The sequence below is a fragment of the Klebsiella sp. G-Nf4 genome (genome assembly GCF_002810615.1).
Lineage (GTDB): Bacteria > Pseudomonadota > Gammaproteobacteria > Enterobacterales > Enterobacteriaceae > Klebsiella > Klebsiella variicola.
Map to the genome: position 1 here is coordinate 275,980 of NZ_PION01000005.1, position 19,173 is coordinate 295,152.

20 protein-coding genes are annotated in these 19,173 nt (G+C 57.8%); 8 read left to right on the forward strand and 12 right to left on the reverse strand.

Annotation, left to right across the window (positions count from 1 at the left end; all coding sequences use genetic code 11):
* Positions 1–100: 100 nt before the first annotated feature.
* The 5 genes from potF to CWM57_RS13085 all read right to left on the reverse strand — a co-directional run bounded on the left by potF (position 101) and on the right by CWM57_RS13085 (position 4,140).
* Complete coding sequence (gene potF / locus CWM57_RS13065) at positions 101–1,213, reverse strand: spermidine/putrescine ABC transporter substrate-binding protein PotF (RefSeq protein ID WP_074386442.1); 1,113 nt, start codon at positions 1,211–1,213, stop codon at positions 101–103.
* 348 nt (positions 1,214–1,561) lie between these two features.
* Positions 1,562–2,041, reverse strand: coding sequence for a YbjN domain-containing protein (locus CWM57_RS13070; RefSeq protein ID WP_061155213.1), 480 nt, complete (start codon positions 2,039–2,041; stop codon positions 1,562–1,564).
* An 88-nt stretch (positions 2,042–2,129) separates the two neighbouring features.
* Positions 2,130–3,032, reverse strand: coding sequence for a 30S ribosomal protein S6--L-glutamate ligase (gene rimK / locus CWM57_RS13075; protein ID WP_061155214.1), 903 nt, complete (start codon positions 3,030–3,032; stop codon positions 2,130–2,132).
* Positions 3,033–3,146: 114 nt separating this feature from the next.
* Positions 3,147–3,869 (reverse strand): nitroreductase NfsA, encoded by a 723-nt coding sequence (gene nfsA, locus CWM57_RS13080; RefSeq protein ID WP_074386443.1) that lies wholly within the window; start codon positions 3,867–3,869, stop codon positions 3,147–3,149.
* Entirely contained in the window at positions 3,853–4,140 is a 288-nt protein-coding gene (locus CWM57_RS13085) for a YbjC family protein (protein WP_074386444.1), read from the reverse strand. The genes nfsA and CWM57_RS13085 overlap by 17 nt, the downstream gene beginning before the upstream one ends.
* 202 nt (positions 4,141–4,342) lie before the next feature.
* Between CWM57_RS13085 and CWM57_RS13090 the strand changes: the two genes are divergently transcribed.
* The gene (locus CWM57_RS13090) at positions 4,343–4,606 is read left to right on the forward strand and encodes a GrxA family glutaredoxin (RefSeq protein WP_002896352.1); all 264 of its coding nucleotides are present in this window, start codon (positions 4,343–4,345) and stop codon (positions 4,604–4,606) included.
* A gap of 6 nt (positions 4,607–4,612) precedes the next feature.
* Here the strand turns inward: CWM57_RS13090 and ybjM are convergent, their stop codons facing one another.
* The gene (ybjM, locus tag CWM57_RS13095) at positions 4,613–4,996 is read right to left on the reverse strand and encodes an inner membrane protein YbjM (protein WP_008805811.1); all 384 of its coding nucleotides are present in this window, start codon (positions 4,994–4,996) and stop codon (positions 4,613–4,615) included.
* A gap of 267 nt (positions 4,997–5,263) precedes the next feature.
* Here ybjM and CWM57_RS13100 point away from each other — a divergent pair, with 267 nt between their 5' ends.
* Positions 5,264–6,949, forward strand: a complete 1,686-nt coding sequence (locus tag CWM57_RS13100; RefSeq protein WP_008805810.1) for an aspartate:alanine antiporter — start codon at positions 5,264–5,266, stop codon at positions 6,947–6,949.
* 177 nt (positions 6,950–7,126) lie between these two features.
* On the opposite strand, the gene CWM57_RS13105 is transcribed toward CWM57_RS13100, so the two are convergent.
* The gene (locus CWM57_RS13105; protein WP_032735116.1) at positions 7,127–7,690 is read right to left on the reverse strand and encodes a TetR/AcrR family transcriptional regulator; all 564 of its coding nucleotides are present in this window, start codon (positions 7,688–7,690) and stop codon (positions 7,127–7,129) included.
* An 82-nt stretch (positions 7,691–7,772) separates the two neighbouring features.
* On the opposite strand from CWM57_RS13105, the gene CWM57_RS13110 reads away from it, so the two are divergent.
* Entirely contained in the window at positions 7,773–8,975 is a 1,203-nt protein-coding gene (locus CWM57_RS13110) for an MFS transporter (RefSeq protein WP_008805808.1), read from the forward strand.
* Positions 8,975–9,787 (forward strand): Cof-type HAD-IIB family hydrolase, encoded by an 813-nt coding sequence (locus tag CWM57_RS13115; RefSeq protein WP_074386445.1) that lies wholly within the window; start codon positions 8,975–8,977, stop codon positions 9,785–9,787. The genes CWM57_RS13110 and CWM57_RS13115 overlap by 1 nt, the downstream gene beginning before the upstream one ends.
* A 39-nt stretch (positions 9,788–9,826) precedes the next feature.
* Here the strand turns inward: CWM57_RS13115 and kdeA are convergent, their stop codons facing one another.
* On the reverse strand, positions 9,827–11,059 hold the full coding sequence (gene kdeA, locus CWM57_RS13120; protein ID WP_008805806.1) for a multidrug efflux MFS transporter KdeA: 1,233 nt from the start codon (positions 11,057–11,059) through the stop codon (positions 9,827–9,829).
* Between the two features lie 342 nt (positions 11,060–11,401).
* Between kdeA and ybjG the strand changes: the two genes are divergently transcribed.
* Both ybjG and deoR read left to right on the forward strand, forming a co-directional pair.
* Positions 11,402–11,995 (forward strand): undecaprenyl-diphosphate phosphatase, encoded by a 594-nt coding sequence (ybjG, locus tag CWM57_RS13130; RefSeq protein ID WP_074386446.1) that lies wholly within the window; start codon positions 11,402–11,404, stop codon positions 11,993–11,995.
* Between the two features lie 102 nt (positions 11,996–12,097).
* Complete coding sequence (gene deoR, locus CWM57_RS13135; protein WP_004151717.1) at positions 12,098–12,856, forward strand: DNA-binding transcriptional repressor DeoR; 759 nt, start codon at positions 12,098–12,100, stop codon at positions 12,854–12,856.
* Between the two features lie 39 nt (positions 12,857–12,895).
* On the opposite strand, the gene dacC is transcribed toward deoR, so the two are convergent.
* Positions 12,896–14,098, reverse strand: coding sequence for a serine-type D-Ala-D-Ala carboxypeptidase (dacC, locus tag CWM57_RS13140; RefSeq protein WP_004201290.1), 1,203 nt, complete (start codon positions 14,096–14,098; stop codon positions 12,896–12,898).
* A 255-nt stretch (positions 14,099–14,353) separates the two neighbouring features.
* On the opposite strand from dacC, the gene CWM57_RS13145 reads away from it, so the two are divergent.
* A complete protein-coding gene (locus CWM57_RS13145) occupies positions 14,354–14,980 on the forward strand; it encodes a glutathione S-transferase family protein (protein WP_100631667.1) in 627 nt (208 codons plus the stop codon).
* A gap of 2 nt (positions 14,981–14,982) precedes the next feature.
* Here the strand turns inward: CWM57_RS13145 and CWM57_RS13150 are convergent, their stop codons facing one another.
* The gene (locus CWM57_RS13150) at positions 14,983–16,092 is read right to left on the reverse strand and encodes a PQQ-dependent sugar dehydrogenase (protein WP_100631668.1); all 1,110 of its coding nucleotides are present in this window, start codon (positions 16,090–16,092) and stop codon (positions 14,983–14,985) included.
* Between the two features lie 115 nt (positions 16,093–16,207).
* On the reverse strand, positions 16,208–16,591 hold the full coding sequence (gene bssR / locus CWM57_RS13155; protein ID WP_100631669.1) for a biofilm formation regulator BssR: 384 nt from the start codon (positions 16,589–16,591) through the stop codon (positions 16,208–16,210).
* A 378-nt stretch (positions 16,592–16,969) separates the two neighbouring features.
* Between bssR and CWM57_RS13160 the strand changes: the two genes are divergently transcribed.
* The gene (locus CWM57_RS13160; RefSeq protein ID WP_061155223.1) at positions 16,970–18,211 is read left to right on the forward strand and encodes an oligosaccharide MFS transporter; all 1,242 of its coding nucleotides are present in this window, start codon (positions 16,970–16,972) and stop codon (positions 18,209–18,211) included.
* Positions 18,212–18,238: 27 nt separating this feature from the next.
* Here CWM57_RS13160 and CWM57_RS13165 read toward each other — a convergent pair whose 3' ends face one another.
* On the reverse strand, positions 18,239–19,141 hold the full coding sequence (locus tag CWM57_RS13165; RefSeq protein ID WP_074386450.1) for a Kdo hydroxylase family protein: 903 nt from the start codon (positions 19,139–19,141) through the stop codon (positions 18,239–18,241).
* Positions 19,142–19,173: the final 32 nt, after the last annotated feature.

Here is a 19,173-nt window from a genome sequence, read left to right on the forward strand (position 1 = left end):
GTGCAATTGCACCATCCTGGTGCTTCTGCTCGCCGGGCGCGCTGCCATTTCCCGGCGAGTGCAGATCTGATTCGGCCCGTGTTCGACGGGCCGTCAGAGATTATTTGCCGCTCTTCACTTTGGTCCATGCGCGGGTGCGCACGCGGTCAATCTTCGGATCCTGCACCTTCAGCGTGAACAGTTTGGCGAACACATCCGCTGGCGGATAAATCGCCGGGTTGTTACGGATAGCCTCGCTGACCAGCGGTGTGGAGGCCTTGTTGCCGTTGGCGTAGAACACCTGGTCGCTGATTTTAGCGATCACATCCGGGCGCATCAGATAGTTAAGGAACTGATAGGCTTCATCTTTATTCTTGGCGTCGGCCGGCATGGCAAAGACATCAAAGAACGCCAGCGCGCCTTCTTTCGGAATAAAGTAGGAGACGTTGACGCCATTTTTCGCCTCTTTCGCGCGGTTGGCCGCCTGCCAGACATCCCCTGCCCAGCCGATCGCCACGCAGATGTCGCCGTTGGCAAGATCGTTAATATATTGCGAAGAGTGGAAGTAACGAATGTTCGGCCGCAGCTTCAACAGCAGATCGGTGGCCGGGCCGGTGTAATCATCCGCTTTGCTGCTGTTCGGATCCTTGCCAAGGTAGTTCAGCACGGTGGCGAAAATCTCTTCCGGCGCGTCGAGGAAGGAGACGCCGCAGCTTTTCAGTTTTTCGAGGTTCTCCGGCTTCAGCACCAGATCCCAGCTGTCTACCGGCGCATCTTTGCCGAGGACCGCTTTCACCTTATCCACGTTGTAGCCAATACCCGTCGTTGCCCACAGATAAGGCACCGCGTATTTATTCTCCGGATCATGCTTGGCGACCAGCTTCAGCACTTCGGGGTCAAGGTTCTTCCAGTTGGGCAGCTTGCTCTTATCCAGCGGCTGGAACACGCCCGCCGCCAGCTGGCGCTCAAGGAAGCTTGCCGACGGTACCACCAGGTCGAAACCGGTGCTGCCCGCCATTAATTTGCCTTCCAGTACTTCGTTGGAATCAAAAACGTCATACACGACTTTAATCCCGGTCTCTTTTTCGAAATTCGCTACCGTGTCCGGCGCAATATAATCAGACCAGTTATAAACATGCAGGGTTTTTTGTTCGGCGGCGAGCGAACCGGCAGAGACGGCCATCAGCGCACCCGTAACCAGACCTGTTAACCATTTTTTACCAAAGGCGGTCATATCTCTTATCCTTCTCAACGCCCGTTAATTTACGGGCTCAAATATACGCATTTCAACGCATGCAAGAATCATGCATATTTTTTCATTGCCTGAGAAAAGGAGAGCGGATCTCTCCCGGAGTGGTTGCTCGCAACTGGAAGCATCGCCAGAATAACTGTAGCCAGAATAAGAGGCTATAGCCCAGGTAAAAAAACGCCTTTTATCAAATTTTTATGCAATAACGGTCTACGTGATAAGCCAAAACGGCCTGAATGGCGGTGAATAATGCTTTAAGAGAAGGTTAAACGCAGAATAAAAGCGGGTAATACGCAGCCGCTGCGGTAGTGGCTGCGCTAATTTTAGGCGGCTTTAGTGAAGAAAATGGTATTGCACGTTTTCCGCCGCGGGCTCTTCCTCTTCACCTTTGTACAGCAGCTGATTAGCGCCGGCTTCGAGGATCACCATCGAGATCTGCTCTTCACTTTGGCGGAAGAACCAGGCGAACTGATCCATGGTCACTCCTGGACCGATAGACAACGACTGGCAGACCACCAGCTTGGGCAAGTTATCGTCCTGAATATCGATAAAGGCCTTCACGGTTAACGAGCTGGCGTTGATGGCCGAGAGATCCGCCGACAGCGCCAGCAGGGCAGACGGCTTCACCTCCGCGAGGGCGGAAAAGAGCACCACGTTGTCCACCAGGTCAATTTTGGCATCAAAAATACCGTCGAAATTCTGCATATGCGGCAGGTGCAATGCCTGACAGGAATCGCACTCAAAAAAGCTGATGCCGATCTCATCCAGCCAGCGACGTAGCGTATCCAGACCTGGAACGACCAGTGAATCCATAGTGCCTGTGACCTCTTACAATGGAAAAACGACGCCATAGCTTACGCAAAAAAAGCGCCGCATACCATGACAGACTTGCATCCGGCGGCTAGCCGCCTATTTTCAAACAGAATTCCGGCGTCGCCTGGCGCTCGATCCAGGCGATCATCTTGCTGGCGATGTCCACGCCGGTGGTGGTTTCCACCCCTTCCAGCCCCGGCGAGGCATTCACCTCCATCACCAGCGGCCCGCGGGTGGCGCGTAAAATATCGACGCCGGCGACATCGAGCCCAAGGGTTTGCGTCGCCTTGATGGCAATCGCCCGCTCCTCGTCGCTAATCTGCGCCACCGTGGCCATGCCGCCGCGGTGCAGGTTAGAACGAAAGTCTCCCTCTTTTGCCCGCCGTTCGATCGCCGCCACCACCTCATTGCCGACCACCAGACAGCGAATATCGCAGCCTTTCGCCTCGGCAATATATTCCTGCACCAAAATATGCGCATTCAGCCCGCGAAAGGCGTCGATCACGCTCTCCGCCGCCTGACGGGTCTCCGCCAGCACCACGCCGATCCCCTGGGTGCCTTCCACCAGCTTCACCACCAGTGGTGCCCCACCCACCATGGCGATCAGGTCGCTGGTGTCATCGGGGGAGTGAGCGATGCCGGTCAGCGGCAGATCGATGCCCTGGCGCGCCAGCAGCTGCAGCGAGCGCAGCTTATCGCGAGCGCGGGTGATGGCGACCGACTCATTCAGCGGATAGCTTCCCAATAGCTCAAACTGACGCAAAGCCGCGGTGCCATAGTAGGTGATCGCCGAGCCAATCCGCGGGATCACCGCATCAAAATGCGGTAGCTGACGCCCTTTGTAGTGGATGGACGACGCCACCGGACTGACGTTCATATAGCAGGAAAGCGGATCGAGGATCTCGACCTGATGCCCGCGCTGTTGCGCCGCTTCACGCAGGCGTCGACATGAATAAAGCGTTCCATCCCGGGATAATATGGCAATTTTCATCCTGCACCTCTGCGAAAAGACCCGCTCTGGCGGGCCTCAGCTATCGAACACACTTTCACCTTTCCTGCGGCCAGCGGCGGATACCGCCTGGCCGGAGCAGCAGTGTACACGTAATCAGCGTGTTGCCCACCCCTGCTTATGCAGATAGTCGAGAATAAACGGACGACTCTCTTTCACGATAGTGCGACGGATATGATCGCTCCAGGTATCGCGGCGGGCGTTGCTGCCGCGCGACAGATAATAGTGCGCCAGCTGTTCGTCATAGTCCGCCAGCAGCGCGTTATCCAGCGGCTGATAGTGGTTCTCATGCACCAGCATGGCGGCCGGCATCCGCGGCTTGATGTCCGGGTTATCCGCCGGCCAGCCAAGGCAAAGACCGAACAGAGGCAGGACGTGCTGCGGCAGCGCCAGCAGCGCCGTCACCGCCTCAATGTTGTTGCGCAGTCCGCCGATATAGACGCCACCCAGCCCGAGGGACTCGGCGGCAATCAGCGCGTTTTGCGCCAGCAGCGCCGTATCGACGACGCCGATCAGCAGCTGTTCCGCCAGCCCCAGCTGCGCCTGTGGGCAAATCTGCAGGTGGCGGTTAAAGTCGGCGCAGAAGACCCAAAACTCCGCCGCCTGGGCGACGTGCTGCTGGCCGCCGGTCAGCGGGACCAGTTGCGCACGCAGCGCTGGGTCAGTAATACGGATGATGGAGGTGCACTGTAAAAAACTCGAGGTAGATGCCGCTTGCGCGCTGGCGATAATCTCTGCGCGCTGTTCGTCGCTCACGGGCGCATCGGTGAAGTGGCGGATGGAACGATGGCTGCGCAGCAGCTCAATGGTCGGCGTCATTGCGTTTTTCTCTGTCAGACAAGGATTCAGGCTTTGGAGAGTGCGTTAACTGCGGGGCCACGATCTGCGCCACTCGCCACATGACAGCGATGGCGGCAGGGATCATCAGCATAATCCCGGCAAAGATCATCACCAGCGCCGCAGTCGGACTGGCAATGGGCTCAGGCAGCTGGACATACTGGTTAAGCGAGAGCCAGGCAAGGGTTAACAGCCCCATCCCGAGGATCTCAACCAGCAGAATGCTTTTCGGCAACGGGGCAAATTTTCGCATCACGCCTCTCCGGTTGATAAGCGCGGCGCATCAGACAATCCCACTGCGCCGCCGGGTCAGTATACGGGTTTTGATAGTACGACATTTATCAAACATAGCCGTAAACCATCGAAGCAAAAGGTAGAACCTTCTTTCCCTCCCCGGTCAATGCAGGCATCATAAGCGCCATTCGCCATCCGGCTGAGGTTTAAGGAGAGAAGCAATGTTTACCGTTATTTTTGGTCGTCCAGGCTGCCCTTACTGCGTTCGCGCCAAAGAGCTGGCAGAAAAACTGACCAACGAGCGTGATGACTTTAACTACCGTTACGTGGATATTCACGCCGAAGGCATCAGCAAAGCTGACCTGGAAAAAACCGTCGGCAAACCGGTTGAAACCGTACCGCAGATTTTCGTCGACCAGAAACACATCGGCGGTTGCACCGATTTCGAAGCCTGGGCGAAAGAGAACCTCGGTCTGTTTGCCTGAGCCAATTTATTTGCTCGATGAGTGACTGCGCCAGGTATCAAGCCAGGCGCAGATAAACAAAAAGCACAACGCCCCGAGCGCGCACCAGAACACCGCGCTCAGTACCCACGCCATCTCCTGCCAGAACGTTCTGTGCGTCACGAAGAACAGCCGCATCGTCACCATACAGACCGGCGCCGCCAGCATCGCACCCAGCAAAGGGCGCAGCACCCGCTGTCCGGGAGAGAGGCAGCTCGCCGCCGCCCCTGGCAGCAAAAAGAAGAGCAGGCCCAGCTCCGGGTTGCCGCTGGCGCGAAAGGCCCCTTTCATATGTAATAGCAGCGATAAGCACACCACAATGAACAGAACGAAGCCGCAGATAATACCGGCCCAACTACGCTCAGACTTCACCGTATCCTCCTGATGTTGCCTCTAACTCACGTCCACGTCGCCCAGTCAGATAAAGCATTTCGGCAATCCATGCCAATAACTCCCCTACCAGCCTAAAAACGATTGTCACTAGCCGCCGCATCCAGGAAGGATTAAACTAGCGGGTATATTTTTGCTGGTTATAACAGGGTGCCAGAATAGGTTCGCCACAACGCGAACGCCTGAGCAACCTTAGACCAAATAACCATTTCCTTCAACAACTTACTAGTAAATGAGAAGTTGGCTTTCGTGAATATAAACGTCGCAGATTTGTTAAACGGGAATTACATCCTGTTATTATTCGTTGTACTTGCATTAGGACTATGCTTGGGAAAACTGCGTCTCGGCTCAGTACAACTTGGTAATTCCATTGGCGTTTTAGTCGTTTCTCTCTTATTAGGTCAACAGCATTTCGCGATTAACACTGATGCCCTTAATCTCGGCTTTATGCTGTTTATTTTTTGCGTCGGCGTGGAAGCCGGGCCCAACTTTTTTTCCATTTTTTTCCGCGACGGCAAAAACTACCTGATGCTGGCGCTGGTGATGGTCGGCAGCGCGATGCTGATCGCCACCGTGCTGGGCAAAGTGTTCGGCTGGGATATTGGTCTTACCGCCGGTATGCTGGCGGGCGCCATGACCTCCACCCCGGTGCTGGTGGGCGCGGGCGACACCCTGCGCCATTTCGGCCTGCCCAGCGATCAGCTGGCGCAGTCGCTTGACCATCTGAGCCTCGGCTATGCCCTGACCTACCTGGTCGGCCTGGTGAGTCTGATCGTCGGCGCCCGCTATATGCCCAAGCTGCAGCATCAGGATCTGCAGACCAGCGCCCAGCAAATCGCCCGCGAGCGCGGCCTCGATACCGATTCAAAACGTAAAGTGTACCTGCCGGTGATCCGCGCCTACCGCGTTGGCCCGGAGCTGGTGGCCTGGGCGGATGGCAAAAATCTGCGCGAACTGGGTATTTATCGCCAGACCGGCTGCTATATCGAACGCATCCGCCGCAACGGCATTCTGGCCAACCCGGACGGCGACGCGGTGCTGCAGATGGGCGACGATATTGCGCTGGTGGGCTATCCGGACGCGCACGCCCGCCTCGACCCGAGCTTCCGTAACGGCAAAGAGGTATTTGACCGCGATCTGCTCGACATGCGCATCGTCACCGAAGAGATTGTGGTCAAAAACCACAACGCCGTCGGCCGCCGCCTGGCGCAGCTGAAGCTCACCGACCACGGCTGCTTCTTAAACCGGGTTATTCGCAGCCAGATTGAAATGCCTATCGACGATAACGTGGTGCTGAACAAAGGCGACGTGCTGCAGGTCAGCGGCGATGCCCGTCGCGTAAAAACCGTAGCCGACCGCATCGGCTTTATCTCCATTCACAGCCAGGTGACCGACCTGCTGGCCTTCTGCGCCTTCTTTATCGTCGGCCTGATGATCGGCATGATCACCTTCCAGTTCAGCTCTTTTAGCTTCGGCATCGGCAACGCCGCCGGCCTGCTGTTTGCCGGCATTATGCTTGGCTTCCTGCGCGCCAACCACCCAACCTTCGGCTATATCCCGCAGGGAGCGCTGAACATGGTGAAAGAGTTTGGCCTGATGGTGTTTATGGCCGGGGTCGGACTCAGCGCCGGGGCCGGGATCAATAACGGTCTGGGCGCCGTCGGCGGTCAGATGCTGGCGGCAGGGCTTATTGTCAGCCTGTTGCCGGTAGTGATCTGCTTCCTGTTCGGCGCCTATGTGCTGCGCATGAACCGGGCGATGCTGTTTGGCGCCATGATGGGCGCCCGCACCTGCGCCCCGGCAATGGAGATCATCAGCGATACCGCGCGCAGCAACATTCCGGCGCTCGGCTACGCAGGCACCTACGCCATTGCCAACGTGCTGCTTACCCTTGCCGGGACGCTCATCGTGATCATCTGGCCAGGGCTACAATAAATTTTTGAGAAAAAAGCCGTCACAGGCAGAACTTTTTCTCAGGGCATCAGTCATAAGTAATGCCACTGCTTTTCTTTGATGTCCCCATTTTGTGGAGCCCATCAACCCCGCCACTTCGGTTCAAGGTTGATGGGTTTTTTGTTGCCTGCATTTAGCCATTACGGGTGAAACGCCGCCTCAGCGCCCCTCTTCCTGCGCCCTCTCCCCCGCCAGCTGCCCAACCAGCAGCCGGATTGCCGCCTTCGACAGCGGCGCGCGGTCGGTGACAAAGTGCAAGGTCATCCCTTCAATAAAGGCGTCAAGACCGCGGGCGGTGTCAGCGGCGAACCATTGCTCCAGCGTCTGCTGGCTGCGCCGCATCCAGTTCTGCATCACCCCCTTTAGCGCCGGCTGGCTGCTGCAGAACGCGTACAGCTGGTACATCAGCTCCATATTGCGCGCCGTGGTCACCTGGGCGCTGAAGATCAGCTCCGCGATGGCATCGCAGGCTTGTTCCCGGTTCGTTACCCCGGCAAAGCATTGCTGATACTGCGCCGACATCTCGGCGGTAAACAGGCTGAACGCCTCCTCAACCAGCGCCTCGATGCCGCTGAAATAATAGGTCAACGACCCCAGCGGCACATTCGCGCAGAGGGCGATTTTGCGGTGCGTCACCGCCTGGACGCCGTGCGCCGCGATGGTGTCCAGCGTCGCCTGCAGGATGCGCTCGCGGCGCTGCGGATCGTTCGGTCTACGGGCCATAATTTTCCTCTTCCGGTTTATGTACAAATGTACACATGCTTGCTACTGTTGTCTTCACTCTTCTCCTTTAAGGCGTTTACGGATGACGACGCAAACCTCGCGCAGAGCGCTCCAGCTTCGGCTTTGGGCGCTGTTTATGTTCTTTTTCATCCCCGGCTTATTAATGGCCTCCTGGGCCACCCGCACGCCGGCGATCCGCGATCAGTTGATGCTTTCTACGGCAGAAATGGGCGTGGTGCTGTTTGGTCTGTCGGTGGGGTCGATGAGCGGTATTCTCTGCTCAGCGTGGCTGGTGAAGCGCTTTGGTACCCGCAAGGTCATCCGCACCACCATGTCCTTCGCCGTACTCGGCATGCTGGTGCTCAGCCTGGCGCTGTGGGTCTCTTCCGCCCCGCTGTTCGCCTTCGGCCTGGCCATCTTTGGCGCCAGCTTTGGCTCCGCAGAAGTCGCTATTAACGTCGAAGGCGCGGCCATCGAGCGGGAGATGAATAAAACGGTGCTGCCGATGATGCATGGCTTCTACAGCTTTGGCACCCTGTTCGGCGCCGGAGTGGGCATGGCAGTGACCGGATTCGGCCTGCCTGCCGCCCCGCACATCCTGGCGGCTGCGCTGGTGGCTATCCTGCCCATCGCCATTGCCATCCGCGCCATTCCCGATGGCACCGGTAAAAATGCCGCCGAAGCCGCCCACGGTGAGGCGAAGGGTCTGCCGGTATGGCGCGACGCGCAGTTGCTGCTGATCGGGGTCATCGTCCTGGCGATGGCCTTTGCCGAAGGTTCGGCCAACGACTGGCTGCCGCTGCTGATGGTGGACGGCCACGGCTTTAGCCCCACCTCCGGCTCGCTGATCTATGCTGGCTTCACCCTCGGGATGACGCTGGGCCGCTTTACCGGCGGCTGGTTTATCGATCGCTACAGCCGGGTGACGGTGGTCCGCGGCAGCGCGGTGATGGGCGCCCTGGGTATTGGCCTGATCATCTTCGTCGATAACCCCTGGGTGGCGGGCATCTCGGTACTGCTGTGGGGCATCGGCGCCTCGCTCGGTTTCCCGCTGACCATCTCCGCCGCCAGCGATACCGGGCCGGACGCGCCCAAGCGCGTCAGCGTGGTGGCGATCACCGGTTATCTTGCTTTCCTCGTCGGGCCGCCGCTGCTGGGCTTCCTCGGCGAACACTTCGGCCTGCGCAGCGCCATGATGGTGGTGCTGGGTCTGGTCATGGTGGCGGCACTGGTCGCCCGCGCGGTGGCTAAGCCACAATCTGAACCCGTTATGGAGAACAGCTAATGAGCATCAAACTGATTGCGGTGGATATGGACGGCACCTTTTTAAGCGATGCCAAAACTTACAACCGGCCGCGCTTCCTCGCCCAGTACCAGCGAATGCGTGAACAGAATATTCGCTTCGTGGTCGCCAGCGGCAACCAATATTATCAGCTGATCTCCTTTTTCCCGGAGATCGCCCATCAGATCGCCTTTGTGGCGGAAAACGGCGGCTGGGTGGTGAGCGGCAATGAAGACGTCTTCAACTGCCAGCTGCCGGCCCACCATTTCAACGCCGTGGTCGATCATCTGCAGACCCTGCCGAATATCGAAATCATCGCCTGCGGGAAGCGCAGCGCCTACACGCTCAACCGCTATAACGACGCGCTGAAGACGGTGGCGGCGAAGTATTATCACCGCCTCGAACTGGTGGATGATTTTAACCACCTTGATGACGCGATCCTCAAATTTGGTCTCAATGTACCGGACAGCCTGATCCCGGAAATTCAGCCGAAGCTGCACGCGGCGCTGGGGGATATGGTCACCGCGGTGGCCACCGGCTACGGCAGTATTGACTTAATTATGCCTGGGGTGCACAAAGCCAACGGCTTGCGCATTTTGCAGCAGCGCTGGGGCATTGAGGATCATGAGGTGGTGGCGTTCGGCGATAGCGGCAATGATATCGAGATGCTGCAGCACGCCGGATTTGGCTTTGCCATGGCCAACGCCCGGGAAGACGTCAAAGCTGTCGCCAGCCATCACGCGCCGCACAACAACGAAGAAGGCGTGCTGCAGATTATTGATAAGGTGTTAAATCGCGAAGCGCCGTTCGCCTGATAAGACCCCGGATGCGAGCGCATCCGGGTTTGCCACCGGTTACGCCTGCTGCGAATTGCCGACGCTTTTATCTTTCAGGAAGTAGATCATCAGCCCCAGCCACAGTACCCCGCCCAGCAGGTTAAACAGGCTGAACAAGCCGTTGCCCCCCAGCTCATAAGCATGTTTGCTGAGCTCGATGCCGACAGTGAAGATCAGCATCTGCAGCATTCCCATCGCCGCCGAGACCGTGCCTTTGCTCATCTCGCTGGCGAACAGCGTTAAGCGCACCAGCCCGGCATTCGCGAGGCCAATTCCGAAGGCGTAGAAGCTCAGGCCGGCGGTCATCCACAGATAAGCGTGGGAAGAAACCACGGTCGCCGCCGCGGAGAGGATCAGACCAAACATGATCGGCCAGCCGCCCATGATAATCAGCGAGCGCACGGTACGGCGCGAAGTGAGGCGCGCCAGCACCAGGTTACCGGCAATCAGCGCGCCGAAAATCGGCACCTGCAGCATGCCATACTCATAGCTGGTGGCCTGTTCGCCGCTGATAATAATGACCGGCGACTGGGCAATCCACGCCAGCAACGGCAGGCTGACAAAGCCCGTCGCCAGCGCGCCAGCGACGAAGCGCAGGTTTTTCAGCACCAGGCGATAATCGCGACCCAGCTCTTTGACCGACAGTTTTTCGCCCAACCGCGTCGCGGTTTCCGGCATCGCCCGCTGCAGCCCGACGAACGAGATGGCCGCCAGCACGGCGAACAGGACGAACATCATCTCCCACGGCAGCACGTGCACCCAGGCGGCGCCCACCAGCGGCCCCAGCAGCGGGGCAATCAGCGCCACGTTGGCCATCAGGGCGGTGATTTTGATACACACCGCCTCCTCAAAGGACTCCTGGATCGCCGCATAGCCTACCGCGCCGATAAAGCACAGGCTAATCCCCTGCAGGAAGCGCAGCAGGGTAAACTGCTCAATGGTCTGCGCCAGCAGCGTCGCCAGGCAGGTGACGATAAACCACACCACCCCGGTCAACATCACCGGGCGGCGGCCAATACGGTCCGACAGCGGCCCCAGCAGCCACTGTAAAAACATGCCGCCGGCCAGATAGGCGGTCATCGAGGTAGGTACCCATTCGTTGCCCACCTGAAACTCCTGAACCACGGCCAGCATACCCGGCTGGATCATATCGTTGCCGATATAGGTGGAAAACTCGTACAGCACCAGACATAACGGGAACAGCAACGCCTGCCTTCCGAGGCGGCGGCCTGAAAGCGAATAATTTTGCATGAAATCTCTTATCTATCAAAAATCGCGCAAAGTTTAATGAAACTCCCGGCGCGGAGATAGTGAATTGTGGGTGACACCGCACAATATTGCGAATTGCGCGATTGCGAATTGCGCGCCGCCGTCCGGACTCTCCCCCTGCTATTCAGCCTGCGTATATATTCCGTTTATGTTTCAGCAATGTGACAAACGATATACTGACGCTTTTCAGGGTGTTAGCGCGGCTTCTCAACATGCGCTATTTCATAACAACCTGATCTTTAAGACAATGCTGCTTTATCTCCACACCGCTTTTTTTTAGGGTAGGCGGCTTATTTGCTATCGGACCAACGAGCCTGGAAGTCTATGCTGGAAAATATTAACTACGCGCTGTTCGCCCTGATCAACGCGACGCCGGCCTCGCCGCAGTGGGCCATTGAGGTGGCGATCCTGATCGCCAAAGATCTGATTCTGATCGTGCCCTTGCTGGTAGTGACATTATGGCTGTGGGGGCCTGCCCAGCGGCAGATGGTGTTTAAGCTGATGCTGGCGCTAATGATTAGCCTGACCGTGTCGTGGGCGATCGGCCACCTCTATCCGCACGATCGGCCGTTTGTCGCTGGCGTGGGCTATAACTTCCTGCATCACGCGGCGGACGACTCCTTCCCCAGCGATCACGGCACCGTCAGCTTTACCTTTGCCCTGGCTTTTCTGTTCTGGCACCGCCTGTGGTCCGGCGCCCTGCTGATGGCCATTGCCACCGCCATCGCCTGGTCCCGCGTCTATCTCGGCGTACACTGGCCACTGGATATGGTCGGCGGTCTGCTGGCCGGAATGTGCGGCTGCCTTGGCGCGGCGCTGATCTGGCATACGTTCGGCCCGGCGCTGTATCGCCAGTTGCAGCGACTGTATCGTCTCTGCTTCTCCTTGCCGATCCGCAAAGGCTGGGTACGCGGCTAAACGCCAGCTGTCGCTGCGGCCACCGCGTGACTAACCCGTAAGCGACAGGTAAAATCCCGCTAACGCCCTGCCCCCGCAGGGCGATTTTAGCGCAGAGGGAATATGGAAACTCGCCGTGACGAACGTATCAGTCAGCTCATTCAGGCACTCAAGCGCAGCGATAAGCTGCATCTGAAAGAAGCCGCCTCCCTGCTTGGGGTCTCGGAAATGACCATTCGTCGCGACCTCAATGGCCATAGCGGCCCGGTTGTGCTGCTCGGCGGATACATTGTGCTGGAGCCGCGCAGCGCCACCCATTACCTGCTCAGCGATCAAAAAACCCGGCTGGTCGAGGAAAAACGCCGCGCCGCTCGCCATGCAGCCGCGCTGCTGGAGGCCCATCAGATGGCCTTCTTCGACTGCGGGACCACCACGCCGTGGATCATTGACGCCATCGATGATGCCCTGCCCTTCACCGGCGTCTGTTACTCCCTGAATACCTTCCTGGCCCTGCAGGAGAAACCGCAGTGCCGCGCGGTCCTGTGCGGTGGGGAATTTCACGCCAGCAACGCGATTTTTATGCCGCTGAGCCTTGAAGATACCCTCAGCCATCTGAGCCCCGACATCGCCTTTTACTCGGCGGCGGGCATTGACTGCGAGCAGGGGGCGACCTGCTATAACCTGGAGGAGCTGCCGGTCAAGCACTGGGCGATGCGTCACGCGCGCTACCATGTGCTGGTGGTCGACCACAGCAAGTTTGGCAAAGTGCGTCCGGCGCGCATGGGGGCGTTAGCGAAATTTGACGTGATCGCCAGCGATATCTGCCCGGATGATGAGCTGGTCGCGCTGGCGAAGGCGCAGCAGATCTCCCTGCTGTATTGAGGCGTCACTGACCGCGCCCCGCCGGGCGCGGTCATGGCATCAGGAGAACCAGCTGCCGAACCAGCCGTGCAGTTTCATCAGCACGAAGTCGATCATCCGGCTGAAGAAGCCGCCCTCTTTCACCGGCTCCATGACGATCAGCGGGCGCTGTTCGATGGTTTTATCATTCAGCTTAAAGTCGATAGTCCCGACCACCTGCCCCTTTTCCAGCGGCGCGGTAAGCTGCGGCTGATTTAAGGTGTAGCTGGCTTTCAGGTTTTTCAGCTGGCCCTTCGGCAGGGTGATAGAGCCCGCCTCGCCGGCTCCCAGTTTCGCTTCGCTGCTGTCGCCAAACCATACGCGCTGGGTGACGAAGGTGGCATCCGGTTTAATCGGCGTCACGGTTTCATAGAAGCGGAAGCCCCAGGTCAGCAGTTTTTCTGACTCGTTAAAGCGAATGCGGTCAGTTTTGGTCCCCAGCACCACGGCGATCAGACGCATATCACCCTGAGTGGCCGAGGAGACCAGGTTATAGCCGGCCCCGGCGGTGGTCCCGGTTTTCACACCATCGGCGTTGAGGTTGGTGCTCCACAGCAGACGGTTGCGGTTCGGCTGGCGAATTTTATTGAAGGTAAACTCTTTCTCTTTATGTACCGCGTACTCTTCCGGCACATCGTGGATCATCGCTTTGGTCAGCAGCGCCATATCGCGGGCGGTACTGAACTGACCCGGCGCATCAAGGCCGTGGACGGTCATAAAGGTGGTGTTGGTCAGCCCCATTTTTTTGGCATAGCCGTTCATCAGGCTGACGAATGCATCCTGGCTGCCCGCCACGTAGTCGGCAATCGCAATACTGGCGTCGTTACCGGACTGAATAATGACCCCTTTGTTCAGATCTTCCACCGAGACCTGCATGCCAGGCTTGAGGAACATCACCGATGAGCCGCGCAGCGCCGGGTTGCCGGTCGCCCAGGCATCACGTCCGACGGTCACCATATCGGTGAGCTTGATTTTTCCCGCTTTTATCGCCTGCCCCACCACGTAGCTGGTCATGATCTTCGTCAGACTGGCCGGGTCGAGTTTTTCATCGGCATTGCCTTCGCTGAGCACCTTCCCGCTGGCGTAGTCCATCAGGATCCAGGCGCGAGCGTCAATCGAAGGGGCGTCGGGGAGTTGTTCTGCAGCCTGCACCGCAGGTGCGACAAGAAATAACAGCGCGCAACCTGCAGCGAGGCCGCGAAGGGAAAAAGCGTCATGCATCATAAGAGCCACCCAAGTATCCTTTCCAAACAAAATATGCCGCACCACTCTGACCGCGCCGCAGCAACCGGTGAGTAAAGCGTACAAATGACCTTAAAGAAACAGCGAGTTGGTAAAGTTTTTAAAGTTTACGCAATAACGTGCCGCTGTGCTTTAATCAGAACAACTTTTTTGATCGTGATTGCCTAAATATTAACTTTATCCCAACATGATCGCCGATCGCGCTGCAACGGCAGTGAAACAAACTCAGGAGCGAAAATGATTACACTGTGGGGACGTAATAACTCGACCAACGTGAAGAAAGTACGCTGGGTGCTGGAGGAGTTGGATCTTCCTTATGAGCAGATCCTCGCCGGGCTGGAGTTTGGTCTCAATCATGACCCGGAATATCTGGCGATGAACCCGAACGGGCTGGTGCCGCTGTTAAAAGACGATGCCACCGGGGTGGTGTTGTGGGAATCAAATACCATTATTCGCTACCTTGCCGCGCAGTACGGCGTCGATCGCCTGTGGCTGGCCACGCCGGCGCAGCGCGCGCAAGGGGAAAAGTGGATGGACTGGTCCAACGGGACGCTCTCTCCCGCCCATCGCCCGGTGTTAATGGGTCTGGTCAGGACGCCGCCGGAGCAGCGCGACCCGGCGGCCATCGCCGCGGGGATCAGCGCCTGTGAATCGCTGTTTGCCATGCTTGATGACGAACTGGCGAAAACGCCATGGCTCTCTGGCGAGCACTTCGGCCTTGGCGATATTGCCGTTGCCCCCTTTGTCTACAATCTGCTGGAGATCCTCGATACCTGGCAACCGCGGCCCCATCTGCAGCGCTGGTATCAACAGATTAGCCAGCGCCCCGCCTGGCACGAGGTCGTGAAGATCCCGGTCACCTGAGGTTAACCCTCCGGGCTCAAACGCAACAGTTCACCGTTAGACTCGTCGGTTAATACGTACAGATAGCCGTCGGGTCCCACGCGGACGTCGCGGATACGCTTCCCGCGCGCCTCCAGCAATCTCCCCTCCTCGCGGACCTGATTACCGTCCACCGATAAGACGATAAGCGACGTCTCCTTCAGCGCGCCGATAAACAGCTTGTGCTGCCACTGGGGAAAAGTCTGCGCCGAGTAAAAGGCCATCCCACTCACCCCGGGGGAGACCGGCCAGACATACAGCGGGGGTTCGGTACCCGGGGCCGTCTTGCCCTTGGCCTCCGGGATCGGCAGGCCGCTGTAGTTAATGCCGTGCGTCGCCAGCGGCCAGCCGTAGTTTTTCCCCGCCTGTGGGATGTTAATTTCATCCCCGCCGCGTGGGCCGTGCTCATTGAGCCACAGCGCGTCACTCCATGGGTTCATCGCCATGCCCTGCGGATTGCGAATACCGTAGGCCCAGATCTCCGGCCTGGCGTCAGCCCGGCCGACAAAGGGGTTATCCGGCGGAACGTCCCCCGCGTCCGTCAGGCGAACCACTTTCCCCTGCAGCTTGCTGAGATCCTGGGCGGTGGCGCGCTGATTGTTCTCTCCCAGACCGATAAACAGATACCCTTTGCCGTCGAACACCAGCCGGCCACCGAAATGATTGCCAACGGAGAGTTTCGGCTGCTGGCGAAACACCACGGTAAAGTTCGTCAGTTGGGTGGCATCCTCGCTTAACCGCCCGTAGCCTACCGCGGTGCCCGCTTTGCCACTGGCGTCGCTTTCCGCATAGCTCAGCCATACCCGTCGCGACTGCGCAAAATCCGGCGCCAGCGCTACATCCAGTAAGCCGCCCTGGCCGTTGGCCCACACCTGCGGCACGCCGGATATCGGCGCCGACAGTCCTTTACCTGGCTGCCAGCGCTTGAGCTCGCCGCCGCGCAGGGTAATCAACATGCCCTGATCGTCGGGGAGAAACGCCAGACCCCACGGATGGGCCAGCCGGTTTTGCAATACCTCCACCCGCACCGCGGCCTGGCTTAACGCCGGCAGCGCTAAGGCGCTCAATATCAACAGCAGCGGGATCGGACGCATAGCATTCTCCTTTAGTCAGCTCTGCGCTAAAGGGTAGCCAGCGGGGAAAGTTGCGCGGGGATTTTTACATAACCTTTAACAGGGGAAGCGTCTACTTCCCCTGGGTTTCAGCCGATCAGGCATGGGTGATTGGCGCCAATTCATTCAATTTATGAATATTTGAAGTCAATCCTGTCAGACAGCGTTCTAGCTTCTCTACGTTAACCGCAATGTACAGTGGGCAATCATGATGCCCGCTCATCAGGCATACTGCAGCGGCGGCGATGGACTCGCCAGCCAGGCGAAGGGCCTCCTTCTCCTCCGGTGAAATGACATTCTGCAGGCGCGGGGCCTGCGCACGCATTTCACAGCACAGCTCAAACAAGTTATCACGCAGATGGTCATTTTCGCTGACTGACATGTAGCCTTTGGCCTTTCGCAGCTGCAGATAGGCATCAATATCGATATTGGCATTGATGAGCTTCTGCAAAAGGTGGCGATATTGTCTGTCAACGGTCATCACAGTTCCTCCTCTGTCGTCCTTTACCCTTCTCATAATACGGTTATTTTTTGTGCAAAATGATGCGCCAGGTCAATTATTTCCAAGCCTTTAATACCCTTTACAATGTGACAACCTTACCGCTTTGTAAGGTATATAACAAAGACAATGTTATACGATCACAATTAATTTCAGAAAGAAATCAAATCGCAATTACTGTCATTAAAAGGCGAAAATAGTGCTGCAATGATCACAATATATTACAGGCGCTATTGCACAATCGTCAGCCATGATGCCATAACAAATCATTAATGCGATACGTATAACATTTAATAAAAACAGCGACCGCGGCCCGCGGATCGCTGATAATCTCTCTGCCTGTTTGCAAGGAACTGAAACATGACGCCCGGTAAAAGAAACTACCTCCTGTTGAGTCTTTTTGATTTCCTCTACCTGTTCGCCTGGTCGTCGACCATGGCTTTCTTCGTCATCTGGACCACCCAGCATCTTGGCATCAGCGCCACGAAGACTGGCCTGCTGTACTCGGTCAACGCCTTTATTGCCCTGCTGATGCAGCCTTTCTTCGGCTTTATCTCCGACAAATTCGGCCTGAAAAAGCGGCTTATCTGGCTACTGGTCGCCCTGCTCCTGCCGGTGGGGCCCTTCTTTATCTACGTTTACGCGCCGCTGCTGGTGCACAACTTTTGGTTTGGCGCCCTGCTGGGGGGGATCTATCTGGGGATCATCTTTAACTCCGGCTGCGGGGTGATCGACTCTTACATCGATAAGATTTCACGCCGCTACCAGTTCGAATACGGTCGGGTACGGATGTGGGGCTCGTTAGGCTGGGCAGCGGCGGCCTGGATTGTGGGTAAATATATCGACAGCAATCCTAATCTGGCCTTCTGGCTCGCCAGCCTCGCCATCGTCATCGCCGCCATCTGCTTTATGCTGACCAAAATTGAATTAACCGACGCTGATGTGGCGCGAAGCGAATCGCTGAAGGTCTCCCATGCCCTCGAGCTGGCGAAGAATGGTCAGTTCTGGATGCTGCTGCTCTTTACCCTGTTCGTCACGCAGATTTATGACACCTACGATCAGCAGTTTGCCCAGTATTTCTCGCTGCAGTTCCCGACGCCGGAGGAAGGCAACCGCTGGTACGGTATCCTCGCATCCGTTCAGGTCTGCGGTGAAACCCTGTTCTTATGCCTGATGCCGTGGTTTGTTAACCGGACCGGCGCCAAATGGGCGCTGATCATCGCCGGGTTGATCATGTCGGTACGCATTGTCGGGTCAGCCATCCCCCTCGGTCCGGTGTGGATTGGCGCGGTGAAAATGATGCATGCCCTGGAGAAACCATTAATTCTGGTATCGGTCTTTAAATTCATCGCCGCCAACTTCGACCACAAACTCTCTTCGACGGTCTATTTGCTGGTGCTATTTGTCGCCTCGATCGCCACCGCCATCTACTCCCCGCTGGCAGGCTACCTGTACGATACCATTGGCTTCGCCGACACCTATCTGATCCTCGGCGGTATCGCCGGGCTCTTTACGCTGATCTCCATTTTCACCCTGAAGGATAAGCGCGAGCCGAAAAAGCCCAGCGCCAGGCCTTCCGGGGCCGTCACGCCGGCGCAATAAGTCTTTGCCCGGTAGCCACGCCGGGCGCTACACGTTGCGCGCGACTAACGGCTTTTGCAGGAGCGTTTCCAGCACCCGCAGCGGCGAGAGCTGCGGGTGACTCATCGCCTTCACTGGCAACAGAAAGGTTTGCTCAAGCAGATACTGGCCGCGCATTGCGGCGTGCGGGGTCTGATCGGAAAAGCAGATCCAGGTGCTGCCGGCGGCAAAGTCGATCTCCTGCTGCACCCCCTGTTGTTGGTACTCAGGGGTGCTTTTCATCGCATCGTGCAGGGCCAACATCAGATGATCGTAATGGCTGCGCCGACTTTTGGTGATCCCCAGCGCTGCCAGCAGCCAGGCGCCTGGCGGCGACCAGGGTTTCAGCTGCGGCAGAAAGCGCGCCGCGAGGGTATCGAAATGCTCCCCCGTCCGCCAGGTTCGCGGTTCGCCGCCAGGGTGAATATTGCAAAAGATGCGCAGAATACGGTCACCATTGACCGGGCGCGACGGGAAAGCATCCACGTGCAGGCGCGAATCGTCTTTGCGCCAGGAGGTCGTTTCACGCCAGTCGGCAATGGGATGCAAACGCAGACTGGTTTGCGGATGGTGCAGCGCCTCGCCATAGCCTGGCAATAACGCGTCAATCAGCTGCAGCGACATCTGGTGGTAACGCGCCATCAGCCGGGCGACGGCGGCGGTTTTCTGCTTATCCGCCACGCCTCTGAGCGTTCGGGTGTCAGGTTGATAGCTGATATTCTTGCGCCGCGGCGCGACCAGCTCAGGGGTCAGCAACGCCTGCTCCGTGGCGGTTAATGAAAACGCCAGCTGCGGCAGATAGAGCACATTCCCCTGCTCAAGGGAGTGTTGGATCTGCGGCGGCTGCGGGGGGATCTCCAGATTACTGAATGGCAGGGTGGCAATCGCCACCGGTGCGCTTGTTGGTGTCATTTCCTTGCCTCTTCTCCTCGCGGTCACCGAGG

What these genes read in the sequence shown, in the direction of transcription:
- potF (WP_074386442.1), bottom strand. Translation starts at nt 1,213, where the DNA reads ATGACCGCCTTTGGTAAAAAATGGTTAACAGGTCTGGTTACGGGTGCG.
- CWM57_RS13070 (WP_061155213.1), bottom strand. Translation starts at nt 2,041, where the DNA reads ATGGATTCACTGGTCGTTCCAGGTCTGGATACGCTACGTCGCTGGCTG.
- rimK (WP_061155214.1), bottom strand. Translation starts at nt 3,032, where the DNA reads ATGAAAATTGCCATATTATCCCGGGATGGAACGCTTTATTCATGTCGA.
- nfsA (WP_074386443.1), bottom strand. Translation starts at nt 3,869, where the DNA reads ATGACGCCGACCATTGAGCTGCTGCGCAGCCATCGTTCCATCCGCCAC.
- CWM57_RS13085 (WP_074386444.1), bottom strand. Translation starts at nt 4,140, where the DNA reads ATGCGAAAATTTGCCCCGTTGCCGAAAAGCATTCTGCTGGTTGAGATC.
- CWM57_RS13090 (WP_002896352.1), top strand. Translation starts at nt 4,343, where the DNA reads ATGTTTACCGTTATTTTTGGTCGTCCAGGCTGCCCTTACTGCGTTCGC.
- CWM57_RS13105 (WP_032735116.1), bottom strand. Translation starts at nt 7,690, where the DNA reads ATGGCCCGTAGACCGAACGATCCGCAGCGCCGCGAGCGCATCCTGCAG.
- CWM57_RS13110 (WP_008805808.1), top strand. Translation starts at nt 7,773, where the DNA reads ATGACGACGCAAACCTCGCGCAGAGCGCTCCAGCTTCGGCTTTGGGCG.
- CWM57_RS13115 (WP_074386445.1), top strand. Translation starts at nt 8,975, where the DNA reads ATGAGCATCAAACTGATTGCGGTGGATATGGACGGCACCTTTTTAAGC.
- kdeA (WP_008805806.1), bottom strand. Translation starts at nt 11,059, where the DNA reads ATGCAAAATTATTCGCTTTCAGGCCGCCGCCTCGGAAGGCAGGCGTTG.
- ybjG (WP_074386446.1), top strand. Translation starts at nt 11,402, where the DNA reads ATGCTGGAAAATATTAACTACGCGCTGTTCGCCCTGATCAACGCGACG.
- deoR (WP_004151717.1), top strand. Translation starts at nt 12,098, where the DNA reads ATGGAAACTCGCCGTGACGAACGTATCAGTCAGCTCATTCAGGCACTC.
- dacC (WP_004201290.1), bottom strand. Translation starts at nt 14,098, where the DNA reads ATGATGCATGACGCTTTTTCCCTTCGCGGCCTCGCTGCAGGTTGCGCG.
- CWM57_RS13145 (WP_100631667.1), top strand. Translation starts at nt 14,354, where the DNA reads ATGATTACACTGTGGGGACGTAATAACTCGACCAACGTGAAGAAAGTA.
- CWM57_RS13150 (WP_100631668.1), bottom strand. Translation starts at nt 16,092, where the DNA reads ATGCGTCCGATCCCGCTGCTGTTGATATTGAGCGCCTTAGCGCTGCCG.
- bssR (WP_100631669.1), bottom strand. Translation starts at nt 16,591, where the DNA reads ATGACCGTTGACAGACAATATCGCCACCTTTTGCAGAAGCTCATCAAT.
- CWM57_RS13160 (WP_061155223.1), top strand. Translation starts at nt 16,970, where the DNA reads ATGACGCCCGGTAAAAGAAACTACCTCCTGTTGAGTCTTTTTGATTTC.
- CWM57_RS13165 (WP_074386450.1), bottom strand. Translation starts at nt 19,141, where the DNA reads ATGACACCAACAAGCGCACCGGTGGCGATTGCCACCCTGCCATTCAGT.